The sequence below is a fragment of the Novosphingobium sp. MBES04 genome (genome assembly GCF_000813185.1).
GTDB lineage: Bacteria > Pseudomonadota > Alphaproteobacteria > Sphingomonadales > Sphingomonadaceae > Novosphingobium > Novosphingobium decolorationis.
The window spans coordinates 1920064-1934239 of record NZ_DF850488.1 but is presented as its reverse complement, the minus strand read 5'-3'; the positions used below and the strand labels follow the sequence as shown (position 1 = coordinate 1934239).

At 67.0% G+C, this 14176-nt stretch carries 10 protein-coding genes and 3 pseudogenes; 8 read left to right on the top strand and 5 right to left on the bottom strand.

The window, feature by feature from the left end; genetic code table 11:
* Positions 1-5 precede the first annotated feature (5 nt).
* Together MBENS4_RS08480 and glmM are read right to left on the bottom strand one after the other, a co-directional pair.
* Positions 6-236: a DUF1272 domain-containing protein gene (locus MBENS4_RS08480; RefSeq protein WP_039390098.1), complete on the bottom strand. Its 231-nt coding sequence runs from the start codon at positions 234-236 to the stop codon at positions 6-8.
* Positions 236-1576, bottom strand: a complete 1341-nt coding sequence (gene glmM, locus MBENS4_RS08475; RefSeq protein WP_039390095.1) for a phosphoglucosamine mutase — start codon at positions 1574-1576, stop codon at positions 236-238. Before glmM ends, MBENS4_RS08480 begins: the two co-directional genes overlap by 1 nt.
* A gap of 131 nt (positions 1577-1707) precedes the next feature.
* Between glmM and MBENS4_RS08470 the strand changes: the two genes are divergently transcribed.
* Complete coding sequence (locus MBENS4_RS08470) at positions 1708-2988, top strand: dicarboxylate/amino acid:cation symporter (protein WP_039390092.1); 1281 nt, start codon at positions 1708-1710, stop codon at positions 2986-2988.
* A gap of 10 nt (positions 2989-2998) precedes the next feature.
* Here the strand turns inward: MBENS4_RS08470 and MBENS4_RS08465 are convergent.
* Positions 2999-3608: pseudogene (locus MBENS4_RS08465) on the bottom strand (HNH endonuclease).
* 164 nt (positions 3609-3772) lie between these two features.
* Between MBENS4_RS08465 and gluQRS the strand changes: the two are divergent.
* The 5 genes from gluQRS to MBENS4_RS08440 all read left to right on the top strand — a co-directional run bounded on the left by gluQRS (position 3773) and on the right by MBENS4_RS08440 (position 7008).
* Positions 3773-4609, top strand: coding sequence for a tRNA glutamyl-Q(34) synthetase GluQRS (gluQRS, locus tag MBENS4_RS08460; RefSeq protein ID WP_039390090.1), 837 nt, complete (start codon positions 3773-3775; stop codon positions 4607-4609).
* 4 nt (positions 4610-4613) lie between these two features.
* Positions 4614-4847 carry an HIG1 domain-containing protein gene (locus tag MBENS4_RS08455; RefSeq protein WP_039390087.1) on the top strand — a complete coding sequence of 78 codons (234 nt, stop codon included), beginning with the start codon at positions 4614-4616 and terminating at the stop codon, positions 4845-4847.
* Between the two features lie 111 nt (positions 4848-4958).
* On the top strand, positions 4959-5531 hold the full coding sequence (locus MBENS4_RS08450; RefSeq protein ID WP_039390085.1) for a cob(I)yrinic acid a,c-diamide adenosyltransferase: 573 nt from the start codon (positions 4959-4961) through the stop codon (positions 5529-5531).
* Positions 5532-5608: 77 nt separating this feature from the next.
* Positions 5609-6478, top strand: coding sequence for a 3-hydroxyacyl-CoA dehydrogenase family protein (locus MBENS4_RS08445; protein ID WP_039390084.1), 870 nt, complete (start codon positions 5609-5611; stop codon positions 6476-6478).
* Between the two features lie 212 nt (positions 6479-6690).
* Complete coding sequence (locus MBENS4_RS08440) at positions 6691-7008, top strand: hypothetical protein (protein ID WP_039390082.1); 318 nt, start codon at positions 6691-6693, stop codon at positions 7006-7008.
* Between the two features lie 257 nt (positions 7009-7265).
* Here MBENS4_RS08440 and mutS read toward each other — a convergent pair.
* A pseudogene (gene mutS / locus MBENS4_RS08430) lies at positions 7266-9880 on the bottom strand (DNA mismatch repair protein MutS).
* A 113-nt stretch (positions 9881-9993) separates the two neighbouring features.
* On the opposite strand from mutS, the pseudogene MBENS4_RS08425 reads away from it, so the two are divergent.
* Both MBENS4_RS08425 and MBENS4_RS08420 read left to right on the top strand, forming a co-directional pair.
* Positions 9994-12263, top strand: a pseudogene (locus tag MBENS4_RS08425) (NADP-dependent malic enzyme).
* A gap of 261 nt (positions 12264-12524) precedes the next feature.
* Positions 12525-13142, top strand: coding sequence for a hypothetical protein (locus MBENS4_RS08420; RefSeq protein WP_052322114.1), 618 nt, complete (start codon positions 12525-12527; stop codon positions 13140-13142).
* Between the two features lie 167 nt (positions 13143-13309).
* On the opposite strand, the gene trmB is transcribed toward MBENS4_RS08420, so the two are convergent.
* Entirely contained in the window at positions 13310-14029 is a 720-nt protein-coding gene (trmB, locus tag MBENS4_RS08415) for a tRNA (guanine(46)-N(7))-methyltransferase TrmB (RefSeq protein ID WP_039390079.1), read from the bottom strand.
* Positions 14030-14176: the final 147 nt, after the last annotated feature.

Below are 14176 nucleotides of genomic sequence, written 5' to 3'. Positions count from 1 at the left end.
ACTTGTCACTTGGCCTTGTAGCGGCGCACCTTGGACGGGGGCGCGGCGTCGTGGTGCTTCTTGGCGCGGGTCGGGCGGTCGGTCAGCTCTCCCCCGCATTCGGGGCACAGGTCATCGAGATCCTCGGCGCATTCCGCGCAGTAGGTGCACTCGAACGAGCAGATGAAGGCGCCGGGCGCTTCGGCGGGAAGATTGGCGCCGCAGCGCGCGCAATCGGGACGCATTTCCAGGGCCATCAGCCGGCTACCTCTTCAATGGCGGTGCAGATCGCGGCAACCACCGCCTCGACCTTGGCGGCATCGTCGCCCTCGGCCATGACCCGGATCACCGGTTCGGTGCCCGAGGGACGGATGACAAGGCGGCCCTCGCCGCGCAGCGTGTTCTCGGCCTCGGCGATGACGGCCTGCACCCGCGCATCCTCCAGCGGCTTGCCGCCTGCAAAGCGCACGTTGCGCAAGAGCTGAGGGACCGGATCAAAGAGGTGGAGCACCTCGCTCGCCTTCTTGCCCGACTGGACCAACGCAGCGAGCACCTGGAGGGCCGCCACGGTGCCATCGCCGGTCGTCGCATGGTCGAGCAGGATCATGTGGCCCGACTGTTCACCGCCCACGTTGAAACCGCCGGACTTAATGCGTTCGAGCACGTGCCGGTCGCCCACCTTGGTGCGCTCCAGCGTCAGCTCAAGGCCCTGGAGGTAGCGCTCCAGGCCCAAGTTTGACATGACCGTGGCGACCACGCCCCCGCCGCGCAGCTTGCCGCGCGCGGCCATCTGCGTGCCGAGCAGCGCCATGATCTGGTCCCCGTCCACGACCTTGCCGTTCTCGTCGACGACGATCAGCCGGTCGGCATCGCCATCGAGCGCAATGCCGATGTCGCAGCCGCCCGAGACGACCGTCTCCTGCAAGAGGTCGGGATGGGTCGAGCCGCAGGCCTTGTTGATGTTCTTGCCGTTGGGCGTCACGCCCACCGTCACCACTTCGGCGCCCAGTTCCCAGAACGCGGATGGGGCGACTTGGTAGGCCGCGCCATTGGCGCAGTCGACCGCGATCTTGAGGCCATCCAGCCGCACCGTATTGGGCAGCGAGGCCTTCACGGCGTGGATGTAGCGCCCGCGCGCGTCATCGATACGCCGCGCCCGGCCGATGTCTTCGGCCTCGGCAAGCTCCAGCTCCTCGCCCAGCATCTTCTCGATCGCCAGTTCGTCCGCGTCGGAGAGCTTGAAGCCATCGGGGCCGAACAGCTTGATGCCGTTGTCCTCGTAAGGGTTGTGGCTGGCCGAGATCATCACGCCGACATCGGCGCGCAATTCGCGGGTGAGCAGCGCGACCGCGGGCGTGGGCATCGGGCCCAGCAGGATCACGTCCATCCCCACGCTGGTGAAGCCGGCGGTCATCGCGTTCTCGAGCATGTAGCCCGACAGGCGCGTGTCCTTGCCGATCACCACGCGGTGGCGGTGGGTGCCGCGCTGGAACAGCTTGCCCGCTGCCTGGCCGACCTTGGCGGCCATCGCGGCGGTCATCGCGCCCTGGTTGGTGCGGCCGCGAATGCCGTCGGTTCCGAAGAATTGCTTGCTCATGCCTGTCCGTCACCTGCCGTGCGTCTTGCAAATTGCCATGCCGCGCCGGGCTGGTAATGTCACCCCCCTCGCCCGTCCTTTCACCCGGATGCGCCTTTTCCCACCCCCTCCAGACACGATCAGGGACCTTGATGACCGAGCCTTCCAGCGCCAGCCGCATGCCCGAGATCCGCGTTCCGGGTCTCCTCACGCTGGGCGGCCTTCTGGCCGGGCTGGCTGCGGGTGCCCTGTTCAAGGGGGCGGCACCGCTGCGCGATATCCTGATTCTGGCTGAGCCGCTGGGCGACCTGTGGCTGCGCGCGCTCAAGATGACGATCCTGCCGCTGGTCGCAGGGCTCCTGTTCACCGGCATCGTCGAGACCGCCGCGGCCGCGCAGGCGGGCACCATGGCCCGCCGCACGCTCGGCCTCATCGTGGGCGTGCTGGCGGCCAGCGCCTGCCTCGGCGGCCTCCTGATGCCGCTTCTCCTGCGTCTGTTTCCCGCCCCCGCGCTCGATCTTGCAGGCCACGGCGAGGCGCCCGAAGCCGAGCTCCCCGGCCTTGGCGATTTTCTCGGCTCGCTCGTCCCCTCCAACGTGCTGGGCGCAGCCGCCGAGGACGCGATGCTGCCGGTGATCGTCTTCATTGCCCTCTTTGCGCTGGCCTCCACCCGCCTCGCCGAGGAACCACGCCGCCAGCTGGCCCTCCTTTTCGAGGGGCTGGCGGGCGCGATGATCGTCGTCATCGGATGGGTGCTCAAGCTCGCGCCGCTCGGGGTCTTCGCCCTTGGCCTGTCGCTCGCCGCGCGCACCGGCGCGGCGGCCATCGGGACGCTGGGCCATTACATCCTTCTCGTCGCAGCGCTGGGCGCGGTGTTCCTGCTCACCGCCTACCCACTCGCGGTGCTGGTCGGGCGACGGCATCTCGGCGCCTTTGCCCGCGCGGTCCTGCCTGCGCAGGTGGTGGCCGTCTCGACGCAGTCCTCGCTCGCCAGCCTGCCTGCGATGCTGGCCGCCGCTCGGGCGCTGCGGGTTCCGGCGACGGCGGCCGAATTTGCCCTTCCCCTTGCTGTCACGCTGTTTCGCGCAACCGGCCCGGCGATGAACGTGGGCGTCGCCGTCTACGCCGCGCAGCTGGCCGGCTACGAGTTTTCGGCAAACGCCATCGCGGCGGGTGTCCTCGTCGCATTCGTCACCACATTCGGCACGGTTTCGCTCCCCGGCACGGTCAGCTTCATCGCCTCCACCGGGCCGATTGCCGCCGCGATGGGCGCGCCGCTCTGGCCGCTTGGCATCCTTGTCGCCGTGGAGATGCTGCCCGACATCATGCGCACGCTGGGCAACGTGACGATGGACGTCGCGGTGACGACGGCGGTGGCAGGAGAAGAGAGAGGCGAAGGCGATGCCGCGCCCGACGCACCCACAGTCCACTAGGACCCAGTGCCTAAGGCTCCAGTTCGATGTCCCAATACAGCCAGTCGCGCCAGGTCTCGTGCAGGTAGTTGGGCGGAAAGGCCTTTCCGCGGTCCTGCAGTTGCCAGCTGGTCGGCTTGATGGGCGCGACCATCGGCGGCATGTTCGCCTGCTTGGGCGTGCGCCCGCCCTTCTTGAGGTTGCAGGGCGAACAGGCGGTGAGGATGTTCTCCCAGCTCGTCTTGCCCCCCCAGCCTCCGCGGGACCACGTGGTCGAAGGTCAGGTTGTGCGGCGATCCGCAGTACTGGCACGTGAACTTGTCGCGCAGGAACAGGTTGAAGCGCGTGAAAGCGGGAAACTCGGAGGGTTTGACGTAGTCGTGGAGCGCGATCACCGAGGGGATCTGCATCGTCCAGCTGGGGCTGCGCACCGCCCGGTCGTAGCACGAGACCACGTCCACCTTCTCCAGCACCACCGCCTTGATCGCGGTCTGCCAGGGCCAGACACTGAGCGGGTAATAGGAGAGCGGCGTGTAATCCGCATTGAGAACGAGCGCAGGGCAGTCCGAAAGACTTCGGGAGGGATCATCCTCCGCGCTGCGGAAACGGGCCGCGCGCTCTATCAGCTCCGATCTGAGCATGGCCTCCTGTCGCAGGCCGTGATGACAAGTTCATGGCAGCACATGAAGTCTTTTGCAGCACTTGCGCGACTCGGCGTCAAGTCCCCAATGGTACAGCCCTGCCGAAATGCGACGAATACCCCCGCGCTGTTCAGAACAACATCTTCACTTCACGAGCCTTTTTCATGACCCGTACACGCTTTGCGCCCAGCCCCAACGGCTCGCTTCACCTGGGCCATGCCTATGCCGCCATCGTTGCGCACGATCTGGCCCACGAACGCGGCGGAGAATTCCTCGTGCGCATCGAGGACATCGACGGTGCGCGCAGCCGCCAGGAACTCGCCGAGGAGGCGCTGGAGGACCTTGCCTGGCTGGGTCTCACCTGGGACGGACCGGTGCGCATCCAGTCGCGCAACGTCGCCGCGCACGTGGCCGCGGGCGAGCGCCTGAAGGCGATGGGCCTCCTCTATCCCTGCCGCTGCACCCGCGCCGAAATAGCCGCAAATGCAACCCGAATGGGCCCCGATGGGCCGGTCTACCCCGGCACCTGCAAGCACCGCGCCCTCGATCCCGAAGGCGCGGCCTGGCGCATCGACATGGAGGCGGCGATCTCACGCGCCGGGCCCCTCACCTGGGAGGACGAACGGGCCGGTGTGCAGCGGACCGATCCGTCGCCCTACGGCGATGTCGTGCTGCTGCGAAAGGATCTTCCCGGCAGCTACCACCTCGCCGCCACGCTCGATGATGCCGCAGACAGTGTCACCCTCGTAACCCGGGGCATGGACCTGTTCGGCGCCACCCACATCCACCGCCTGCTCCAGGCCCTGCTCGACCTGCCCGTGCCCACCTGGCACCATCACGCCCTGCTGGTCGAGCCGGACGGGCGCAAGCTGGCCAAGCGGCGTGGCTCGCCCTCGCTCGCCGACCGGCGCCGTGCCGGGGAGGACGGCCCCGCGCTCGCGGCAGCCCTGCGCGCCCATGCCTTCCCCGCTGGCCTTTCGCTGGGCGAAGGCGTAGCCTGAGGCCATGAGCACTCTACTCGTCATCGTCATTGTCGCCCTGATGATCGCAGTCGTGATCAGCCTCGTGCGCGGAATCATCGCGTTTCTGAACAGCACGAAGGAGGACCTCAACCGCGATCCCAACGAAACCGGCCCCTCCAAGAACCAGCAGATGCAGAACCGCATGATGTTCAACCGCATCAAGTACCAGGCCGCCGCGGTCCTGGTCTGCGCGCTGCTTCTGGCCTTCACGCGTTAAGCCCCGCCACCTTTTTTCCAGGAAGCGATCCGACAGGCAGTTGCCCTTCCTTTGGGTGGTGCACGCGCCTTGGCCGCGCATTAGGAACAGCGCCCCCGGCGAAAGAGAACCATGGTCAAGCTCAACAAGATCTACACCCGCACCGGCGATGACGGCACCACCGGCCTTGTCGACGGATCGCGCCTGCCCAAGCACGCGCGCCGCATGGAGGCCATCGGCAGCGTCGATGAGGTCAACAGCGCGATCGGCCTCGCTGTCTGCGCGCTCGCGGCCGAGGCCCCGCATAGGGCCAACCTCGTGCGCATCCAGAACGACCTGTTCGACCTTGGCGCGGACCTTGCGACCCCCGGCGAGGACTTCACCCCGGGCGAGATGACCCTGCGCATGGTCACCGCCCAGGTCGACTGGCTGGAAGGCGCCATCGACGCCGTCAACGCCGATCTCCAGCCGCTGACCAGCTTCATCCTGCCCGGCGGCAGCGAAGCGGCGGCCCGCGTCCACATTGCGCGCGCGAGCTGCCGCAGCGCCGAGCGCTGCGCCACCGCGCTGGCGGGGGACGAGCCGGTCAACCCGGCCGCGCTCGCCTATCTCAACCGCCTGTCCGACTACCTCTTCGTACTCGCCCGTGCGCTGAACGAGAACGGCGCGCGCGACGTATTGTGGGTGCCCGGACAGAATCGGTAAGACGCACAGAGATAATTTCCACAAGGCCCCGGACCTGCGCGTCCCTGTGGCCAGACGTTCGAGAGGGAGCACACAGCGTGCAGACAGTCGGTATCATCGGTGCAGGGATCATGGGCACGGGCATTGCCCAGACCGTGGCGGGCAAGGGCATGGACGTGGTCCTGACCGACGTCAGCCTCGAGGCCGCCGAAAAGGGCAAGGCCAAGATCGAGAAGGGCCTTGGTCGCCTGATCGCCAAGGAAAAGATCACCCAAGGCGATGCCGATGCGCTCCTCGCGCGCATTACGCCCACCGGCGATTACGCAGCGATGGCCGAATGCGACCTCATCATCGAGGCCGCGACCGAGCGCGAGGACATCAAGGCCAAGATCTTCGAGGCGGCAGGCAAGGTACTCAAAGACGGCGCGCTCATGGCCTCCAACACCAGCTCGATCCCGATCACCCGCATGGGGGCAGGCACGATCGACCCGGCCCGCTTCTGCGGCCTGCACTTCTTCAATCCGGTGCCGGTCATGGGCCTGATCGAGGTGATCCCGGGCCTTGCCACCAGCGCGGACACCGTCGCGAAGATGAAGGCCTTTGGCGAGAAGTTGGGCAAGACCGTGGTGCTCGCGGGCGACGAGGCCGGCTTCGTGGTCAACCGCGTGCTGTGCCCGATGCTCAACGAGGCAATCTGCGTGCTGGGCGCGGGCGTTGCCAATGTCGCGGACATCGACGCGGCCATGAAGCTGGGCGCCAACCACCCGATGGGTCCGCTCAGGCTGGCCGACTTCATCGGCCTCGACACCCTGCTCGAGATCATGAAGGTCCTCTTCGAGAGCACCGGCGATCCCAAGTACCGCCCGGCCACCCTGCTCCAGAAGTACGTCGAGGCAGGCTGGTACGGCCGCAAGAGCGGGAAGGGGTTCTACGACTATTCGGGCGAGGAGCCCGTTCCCACGCGTTGAAAGAACAAGAGGAATCAAGGGGCCATCGCCCCTTGACCCCAGAACGGGCAACCTCACCTTTCTTGGCCACCCTGGCGCGCGGGCGGTGAGGCCTCCAGTTCGGGGAGCCCGAGGGCGATGGCCCTCGGAATTTTCCTTTTCCCTTCTTCCTTGCCCCGCAAGGGGAACGCGACTCGCATTCGCTCCGTTACAGATGTCAAAGGAGATATCCGATGGCCCAACGTAACGACGACTTCGCCCCCGAGACGGTCAACGCCGAGCAGGCCGATGCGCCCATGCAGGCCCAGGAAGTGGCCGAGCAGGCCCTGAACCACTCGACCTCGGTGCTGGGGCTCGAACAGAGCGAGAAGCTCTCCGCCAGCCTCGACGGCGCGAACGCGCAGGATCTGGTCGATCACATGCGCCAGATGGACACGAGCGGCACCATCGACATGTCCGCCTACGCGGGCGAGGAAGCGATGGATGACCTGGAAGACCGCTACGGCCGCGAAAGCGCCCCCGAACCCGATCTGGCATCCGACGGCAGTTGAGGCTAAAGCCTCACGCCAGAAACACGAAAATCAATCGGGAGAGGTGGGCGTTTCCTTCGCCCAAGGGTTCTTATGCTTGCCATGCGTTTTGGCGACAGCTTCCGGCTTGTCGCGCCCCCCGTCTTCGGACGCCGGGACAGTGCAATAGGCAGTCAGCAGCACGCTGGCCGCCCAGAACAGAGCGTGCCAGCGGCTACGGAAGACGCGGGTGAGGCGCGGACCGAGGAACATCATGGCCCCCTTGTGGGCCTTCCCGGTTAATCCTCGGTTCCCGCCTCGCGCTTGAGATCATAGAGAATTTCCAGCGCGTCGCGCGGGGCAAGCGCGTCAACATCCATGTCGCGCAGCTTTTCGCGCAAGCTGTCGCAGGCCTCTTCGCGCGCCTCTTCGGCGGCGGCGAACAGCGGGAGCTCGCCAAGGCCAGCGGCTAGACCACCCGTTTCCGCGCGGCCCTTCTCGAGCTTTTCGAGCACTGACTTGGCCCGGCTGATGACCTTGGGGGGGACACCCGCAAGGCGCGCGACGGCGAGGCCATAGCTGCGGTCCGCCGCGCCTTCGGCCAGTTCGTGGAGGAGCACCAGTTCCCCCTTCCATTCGCGCGCCCGCACATGGTGGAGCGACAGCGCCTCACAGGTTTCGGCAAGGCGCGCCATCTCGTGGTAGTGCGTCGCGAAAAGGCAGCGGCAGCGGTTGGTCTCGTGGACCGCCTCGGCGACCGCCCAGGCCAGCGCGAGGCCATCGTAAGTGGATGTACCGCGCCCGACCTCATCCAGAATCACGAAGCTGCGCTCGGTCGCCTGCGAGAGGATCGCGGCGGTCTCGACCATCTCGACCATGAAAGTCGACGCCCGCGCGCCAGGTTGTCCGAGGCCCCCACGCGGCTGAACAGGCGGTCCACCAGACCGATCCGCGCGGCGTCCGCCGGCACGAATCCGCCCGCCTGCGCGAGCAGGACGATGAGCGCGTTCTGGCGCAGGAACGTCGACTTACCACCCATGTTGGGCCCGCCGATCAGCCAGAGCCGGTCGTGGCTGGCGAGACGGCAGTCGTTGGCGACGAAACGCTCGTTCTGCGCCTTGAGGGCCGCTTCCACCACCGGATGGCGGCCGCCCTCGATTTCCAGCGAGAGCCCCTCGACCACTTCGGGTCGCGCCCAGCCCCCTTCTGCGGCGCGCTCTGCCTGCCCGGCGGCAACATCGATGCGGGCGAGCGCGGCCGCGGTGGCCGCGATCACCTGGCGTGCGGCGACGGCCTCCTCGACCAGCGCCTCGAAATGCGCCTCTTCGGCCGCGAGCGCATGGGCGCCCGCCTCGGTGATGCGGCTCGCCTCTTCGTGCAGCGCCAGCGCGTTGAAGCGCATCGCGCCCGCCATCGTCTGGCGGTGCGTAAAGCCGCTCTCGGCCTGCATCAGCGTGTCGGCGTGGCGCGAGGGCACTTCGATGAAATAGCCCAGCACGTTGTTGTGCTTGATCTTGAGCGCGGCAACGCCGGTATCCTCGCGGTACTTCGCCTCGAGCGCGGCAATCGCCTTGCGCGCGTTGCCCGAGGTGACGCGCAGTTCATCGAGGCTGGCGTCGTAGCCTTCGGCGATGAAGCCGCCCTGCCCGCGTTCGGTCGGCGGCGCGGAAACGAGCGCGCGGGTGAAATGCTCCACCATCGCGCCCCAGCCCGCGACATGGCCGCCCAGCGCGGGGAGCAGGCTGTCGAGCAGCACCGGCAGGTCCGCGCGGCCCGCGAGGCGCCCGCCGATGGAATGCGCTCCGGCCAAACCATCGCGCAGCTGGCCAAGATCACGCGGCGATCCGCGCCCGGCGACCACGCGGCCCAGCGCACGGCCCACGTCCGGCAGCGCGCGCAGCGCCGCGCGCAGGTCCTCGCGCAGCATCGGGTCCTCATGCAGCCAGCCGACCAGTTCGAGACGTGCCGAAATCGCGGCGCGGTCGGTCAGCGGCGCGGAAAGGTCCTCGGCCAGCTGGCGTGCGCCCGCGCCGGTCACGCAGCGGTCGACCGCGTCGATCAGGCTGCCCTTGCGCGAACCTTGCGCGGATTCGAGGATTTCCAGGCTCGCGCGCGTGGCCTCGTCCATTGCCAGCGTCGCCTCGCCCGAACGCGCCTCGGGCGGCAGCAGCAGCGGCAGCGCGCCGCGCCCGACATGGTCGAGATAGGCAATGAGACCACCGGCGGCGGCCAGCATCGGGCGGGTGAAGGCTCCAAAGCCATCGAGCGTGGAGACGCCGTGGATGCCCTTCAGGCGCTCCTCGCCGCCCTCCGAGGAGAATTCATGGCCCGAACGCCCGATAGCGTCCTCGGGTGCCAGCTCCCAGCCGTCCTGCACGACAAGCTCGCGCGCGCCCAGACGTGCAAGGCTTGCAAGAAAGCGATCAGGTGCACATTCCTCAAGCACCATCTGCCCGGTCGAGATGTCGCAGGCGGCAAGACCGATCGCGCCGCGCACCTCGCAGGCCGCGGCCAAAACGTTCGCCCGGCGCGGTTCCAGGAGAGCTTCCTCGGTCAGCGTCCCTGCCGTCACGAAGCGCACGATATCGCGCGCGACAAGGGCCTTGGAGCCTCCGCGCTTCTTCGCTTCGGCGGGCGTCTCGGTCTGCTCGGCTATGGCCACGCGGCAGCCCGCCTTGATCAGCCGGGCAAGGTAGCTTTCGGCCGAATGGACCGGCACGCCGCACATCGGGATCGGGGTTCCGTTGTGCTCACCGCGCGTGGTGAGTGCGATATCGAGAACTTGGCTTGCGATTTTTGCATCTTCGAAGAAAAGCTCGAAGAAGTCCCCCATACGGTAGAACAGCAAGCATTCGCCAGCCTCCTCGCGAAGCGCGAGATACTGGGCCATCATGGGTGTTGCGGCGGAACTCATGGCGCTGCGTTAGCCCCGCTCCCCGGGGCTTGTGAAGCGCAAGCCCCTTGCCTTTCCCCTATCGCGTCCCGGAATCTTTCGTTATCGGCCCTCGCTCATCCGGGAGAAATTCATTGTCCGAGAAAAGCAAGGTCCAGTTTACCGAGCGCGAGGCTCTGTTCTACCACCAGACAATCCGTCCGGGTAAGATCGAGATCATCGCCTCCAAGCCGATGGCAACGCAGCGCGACCTGTCGCTCGCCTACTCGCCCGGCGTCGCCGTGCCTGTCCAGCCATCGCCGACGATCCGCAGAAGGCTTACGATTACACCGCCAAGGGCAACCTGGTCGCGGTCATCTCCAACGGCTCGGCCATCCTGGGCATGGGCAACCTGGGCGCGCTCGCGTCCAAGCCGGTGATGGAAGGCAAGGCGGTCCTGTTCAAGCGCTTCGCCGACGTCGACTCGATCGACATCGAGCTGAACAGCGAGGACCCCGAGGCCCTCATCGAAGCCATCGCGATGATGGAGCCGAGCTTTGGCGGCATCAACCTTGAAGACATCAAGGCGCCCGAGTGCTTCGTGATCGAGCAGACCCTGCGCGACCGCATGAACATCCCGGTCATGCACGACGACCAGCACGGCACCGCGATCATCACCGCGGCCGGCCTCATCAACGCCTGCCTCATCACCGGCCGCAAGATCGACGAGATCAAGGTCGTGGTGAACGGCGCGGGCGCGGCGGCGCTGGCCTGCACCTCGCTCATCAAGTCGATGGGCGTGCGCCACGACAACGTCATCATCTGCGACCGTTCGGGCACGATCTACCAGGGTCGCACCGAGCAGATGGACCAGTGGAAGAGCGCGCACGCGGCCAACACCGAGGCGCGCACGCTGGAAGAGGCGCTGGTCGGCGCCGACGTGTTCCTCGGCCTCTCGGCCGCTGGCGCGCTGCCGCCCGAATACGTCAAGAAGATGGCCGACGAGCCGATCATCTTCGCGATGGCCAACCCCGTTCCCGAGATCAATCCCGACGAGGCCAAGGCCGTGCGTCCGGACGCGATCATCGCCACGGGCCGTTCGGACTTCCCGAACCAGGTCAACAACGTGCTGGGCTTCCCCTTCATCTTCCGCGGCGCGCTCGACGTGTCGGCAACCGCGATCAACGAAGAGATGAAGATCGCGGCGGCAACCGCCATCGCCGAACTGGCGCGCGAACAGGTCCACGAGGACGTCGCGGCGGCCTACGGCGGTGCGGTGCAGCAGTTCGGCCGTGACTACATCATCCCCGCGCCCTTCGATCCGCGCCTGATGGAAGTGGTGCCCGCCGCCGTCGCCAAGGCGGCGATGGATTCGGGCGTCGCGCAGCGTCCGATCGAAGACTTCGACGCCTACCGCCTGCAGCTCAAGGGCCGCCTCAACCCGACCACCTCGGTGCTGAGCTCGGTCTACGCGCAGGTCCGCGCGAACCCCAAGCGCGTGATCTTCGCCGAAGCGGACAACGAAGTGGTGCTGCGCGCCGCGATCCAGTACCGCGATTTCGGCTACGGCGAACCGGTCCTGGTCGGCCGCACCCAGAACATCCTCGACCTCATGGGTGAGCTGGGCGTGCCCAACCCGGAGAGCTTCCACATCGAGAACTCGATGGTGTCCGACCACGTCGCCCCGATGGTCGAGATGATCTACGCGCGCCTCAAGCGCCGTGGTTACCTGGAACGCGACGTGCAGCGCATGGTCAACACCGACCGCAACACCTTCGCCTCGGGCCTGCTCAAGATGGGCGTGGGCGATGCGATGATCACCGGCATGACGCGTCCCTTCGCGCAGTCGATGAAGAACGTGCGCCGCGTGCTCGATCCGGCCCCGGACAAGCTGCCCTTCGGCATGCACATGCTGGTCGGCAAGAACCGCACCGTGTTCCTCGCCGACACCACCATCAACGAGCGTCCGAGCGCCGAGGAACTGGCGATCATCGCCACCGAAGCCGCTTCGGTCGCCAAGCGCATGGGCCACGAGCCGCGCGTTGCGTTCCTCTCCTACTCGACCTTCGGCAACCCGGAAGGCCAGTGGGTCGAGCGCACCCGCGATGCCGTGCACATCCTCGACGAACGTGACGACGTGCCCTTCGAGTACGAAGGCGAGATGGCCCCCGATGCCGCTCTCAACCCCAAGATCATGGCGCTCTACCCGTTCTGCCGCCTCTCGGCTCCGGCGAACGTCCTGATCATGCCGGGCCTGCAGTCGGCCAACATCTCGGCCAAGCTGCTGCGCGAGATCGGCGGCACGACCTCGATCGGTCCGATCCTGCTGGGCATGGAAAAGCCGGTCCAGATCGTACCGATGACCGCGATCGCGCCCGACGTGCTGACGAGCGCCGTGCTCGCGGCCGCCGGCATCGCTGGCTGAGGTCACAGCAACACCGCCGCTCAGGGCCGCCATCCCGGACGGCCCTGTTCCCGGCAACGTCTACCAGAAGGCCCCGGCAGGACCCTCCTGCCGGGGCCTTTTTGCAACGCCTGGCCTGCGAAGTGCCGTCCGGCGCCCGAACGCGGCCTGATCGGCGCGAATTTCAATTGACCCGCCCCGGGTCCATCCTAAAGGCTGGCTCACGCCGCGCCATGGGGACGCGGACGTGTATTGGAGCTGCGGATCGAAGGAGGTGCCCCCGTGTGGCAGTGGTTTACAGGGAACACGCAGGTCGTCAGCGTCGCTCTCAGCTTTGCCATGCTGATCGTCTGGGTGATCTACCTGCAGCTGCTCCTGGTCCAGTTCCGGGGCACCAAGCGCTCGACGATCCTCATCACCCGCGCGGCGGGCCGGGGCATGCGCAGCCGCTGCCTCGTCACCAACATGAGCAGCCAGCCGCTCTACGTCTCCAGTCTCATCGCGACAGTCCATGTGCGCGGGCGCCAGATCGAACTGGCGCTGACCGACCTGCGCGAACTGCCAGGCGATCTGGGCGAAGACCCGCGCTCGATCATGGGCCAGGGCAGCCTTGCGACCGGCCAGTTCATGAACATCGGCCACTTCGATGACATCGTGCGCACCCTGCTCGACGCCAACGAGGAAACCGACGTGCAGGAAGAGGAGGTCGACCAGTTCGACCTCACCGTGGTCGCGCTCTACGCGCTGGAGGACCTGCCCGTGGGCGCGACGCGCAGCTTCCACTTCGAACGCAACGTGCCCAAGGGCCCGCGCGTCCAGCCGCTCAGCATCGCCACCGACCAGATCCGCCAGCGCCGCCGCCGCCGCGACCTGCTGAACAAGGTGCAGCAGTACCTCTGAAGCGGTACAAGCATAAGCAGGAAGACATTTTTCAAGGGGTCATCACCCCTTGACCCCCAAATGGGCAACCTCACCATTCTCAGGCCACGTGGCGCGAGATCCGCGAGGTCGACAGTTTGGGGAGCCCGAGGGCGATGGCCCTCGGAACCATCTTTCTGCTTTTCCGCTCAGCCCTTGCGGCGGTAGCGGAAGTACCAGACCTCGTGCTTGTAGACCGCGCGGGCCTTGGCCTCGTAGCGGGTCTCGGGCCAGCCGCCCGGGCGCTTCTGGAAGTCGAGGGGCTTGTCGCAGAGCCATTCGAACTGGTCAGTGTGGCGCTGCATCACCATCAGCGCATGGCGCAGGTAGATGGCGTGGTCGGTGCCGAAGCGGAACTCGCCGCCGGGCTTCAGCTTGGCCGCGAACATGTCCACCGGACCATCGTTCATCATGCGCCGCTTGGCGTGGCGGGCCTTGGGCCAGGGATCGGGATGCAGCAGGTAGAGGAACGAGAGCGAACCGTCGGGAATACGTGCGAGGACTTCCAGCGCATCGCCATGGTGGATGCGCACGTTGCCCAAGGGCGGATGCGCGCCATTGTCGCCCGCAACGTGCATCAGCGCCTGCGCGACGCCGTTGATGAAGGGCTCGGCGCCGATGAAACCGTGGCCGGGCAGCATGTCGGCACGCGCGGCCATGTGCTCGCCGCCGCCAAAGCCGATCTCGAAGTGGAGCGGGCGATCATCGCCAAACAGCCCCTCGGCCGTGATCGGCCCGTCCTCGGGCATCGAAATCTTGGGCAGGAGGTTGTCGACAAGGCCCTGCTGGCCCGCACGCAGGGGCTTGCCCTTGGAGCGGCCGTAGAGGCGGTTGAGAGTCGTGGGATCGCCGGGTTTGTGCGCAGTCATGGGCCGCGGCACTGGCAGGCAAGCGCGTGCGGGTCAATATTGCACGTGGTCGGCGGGGCAGCAGGGCCTCGCTTTCCCAGTGCAGGGCGGATGATAGAAGAGAAGAAGAAGGAAGTACTGATTCAAAGGGTTATTACCCCTTGACCC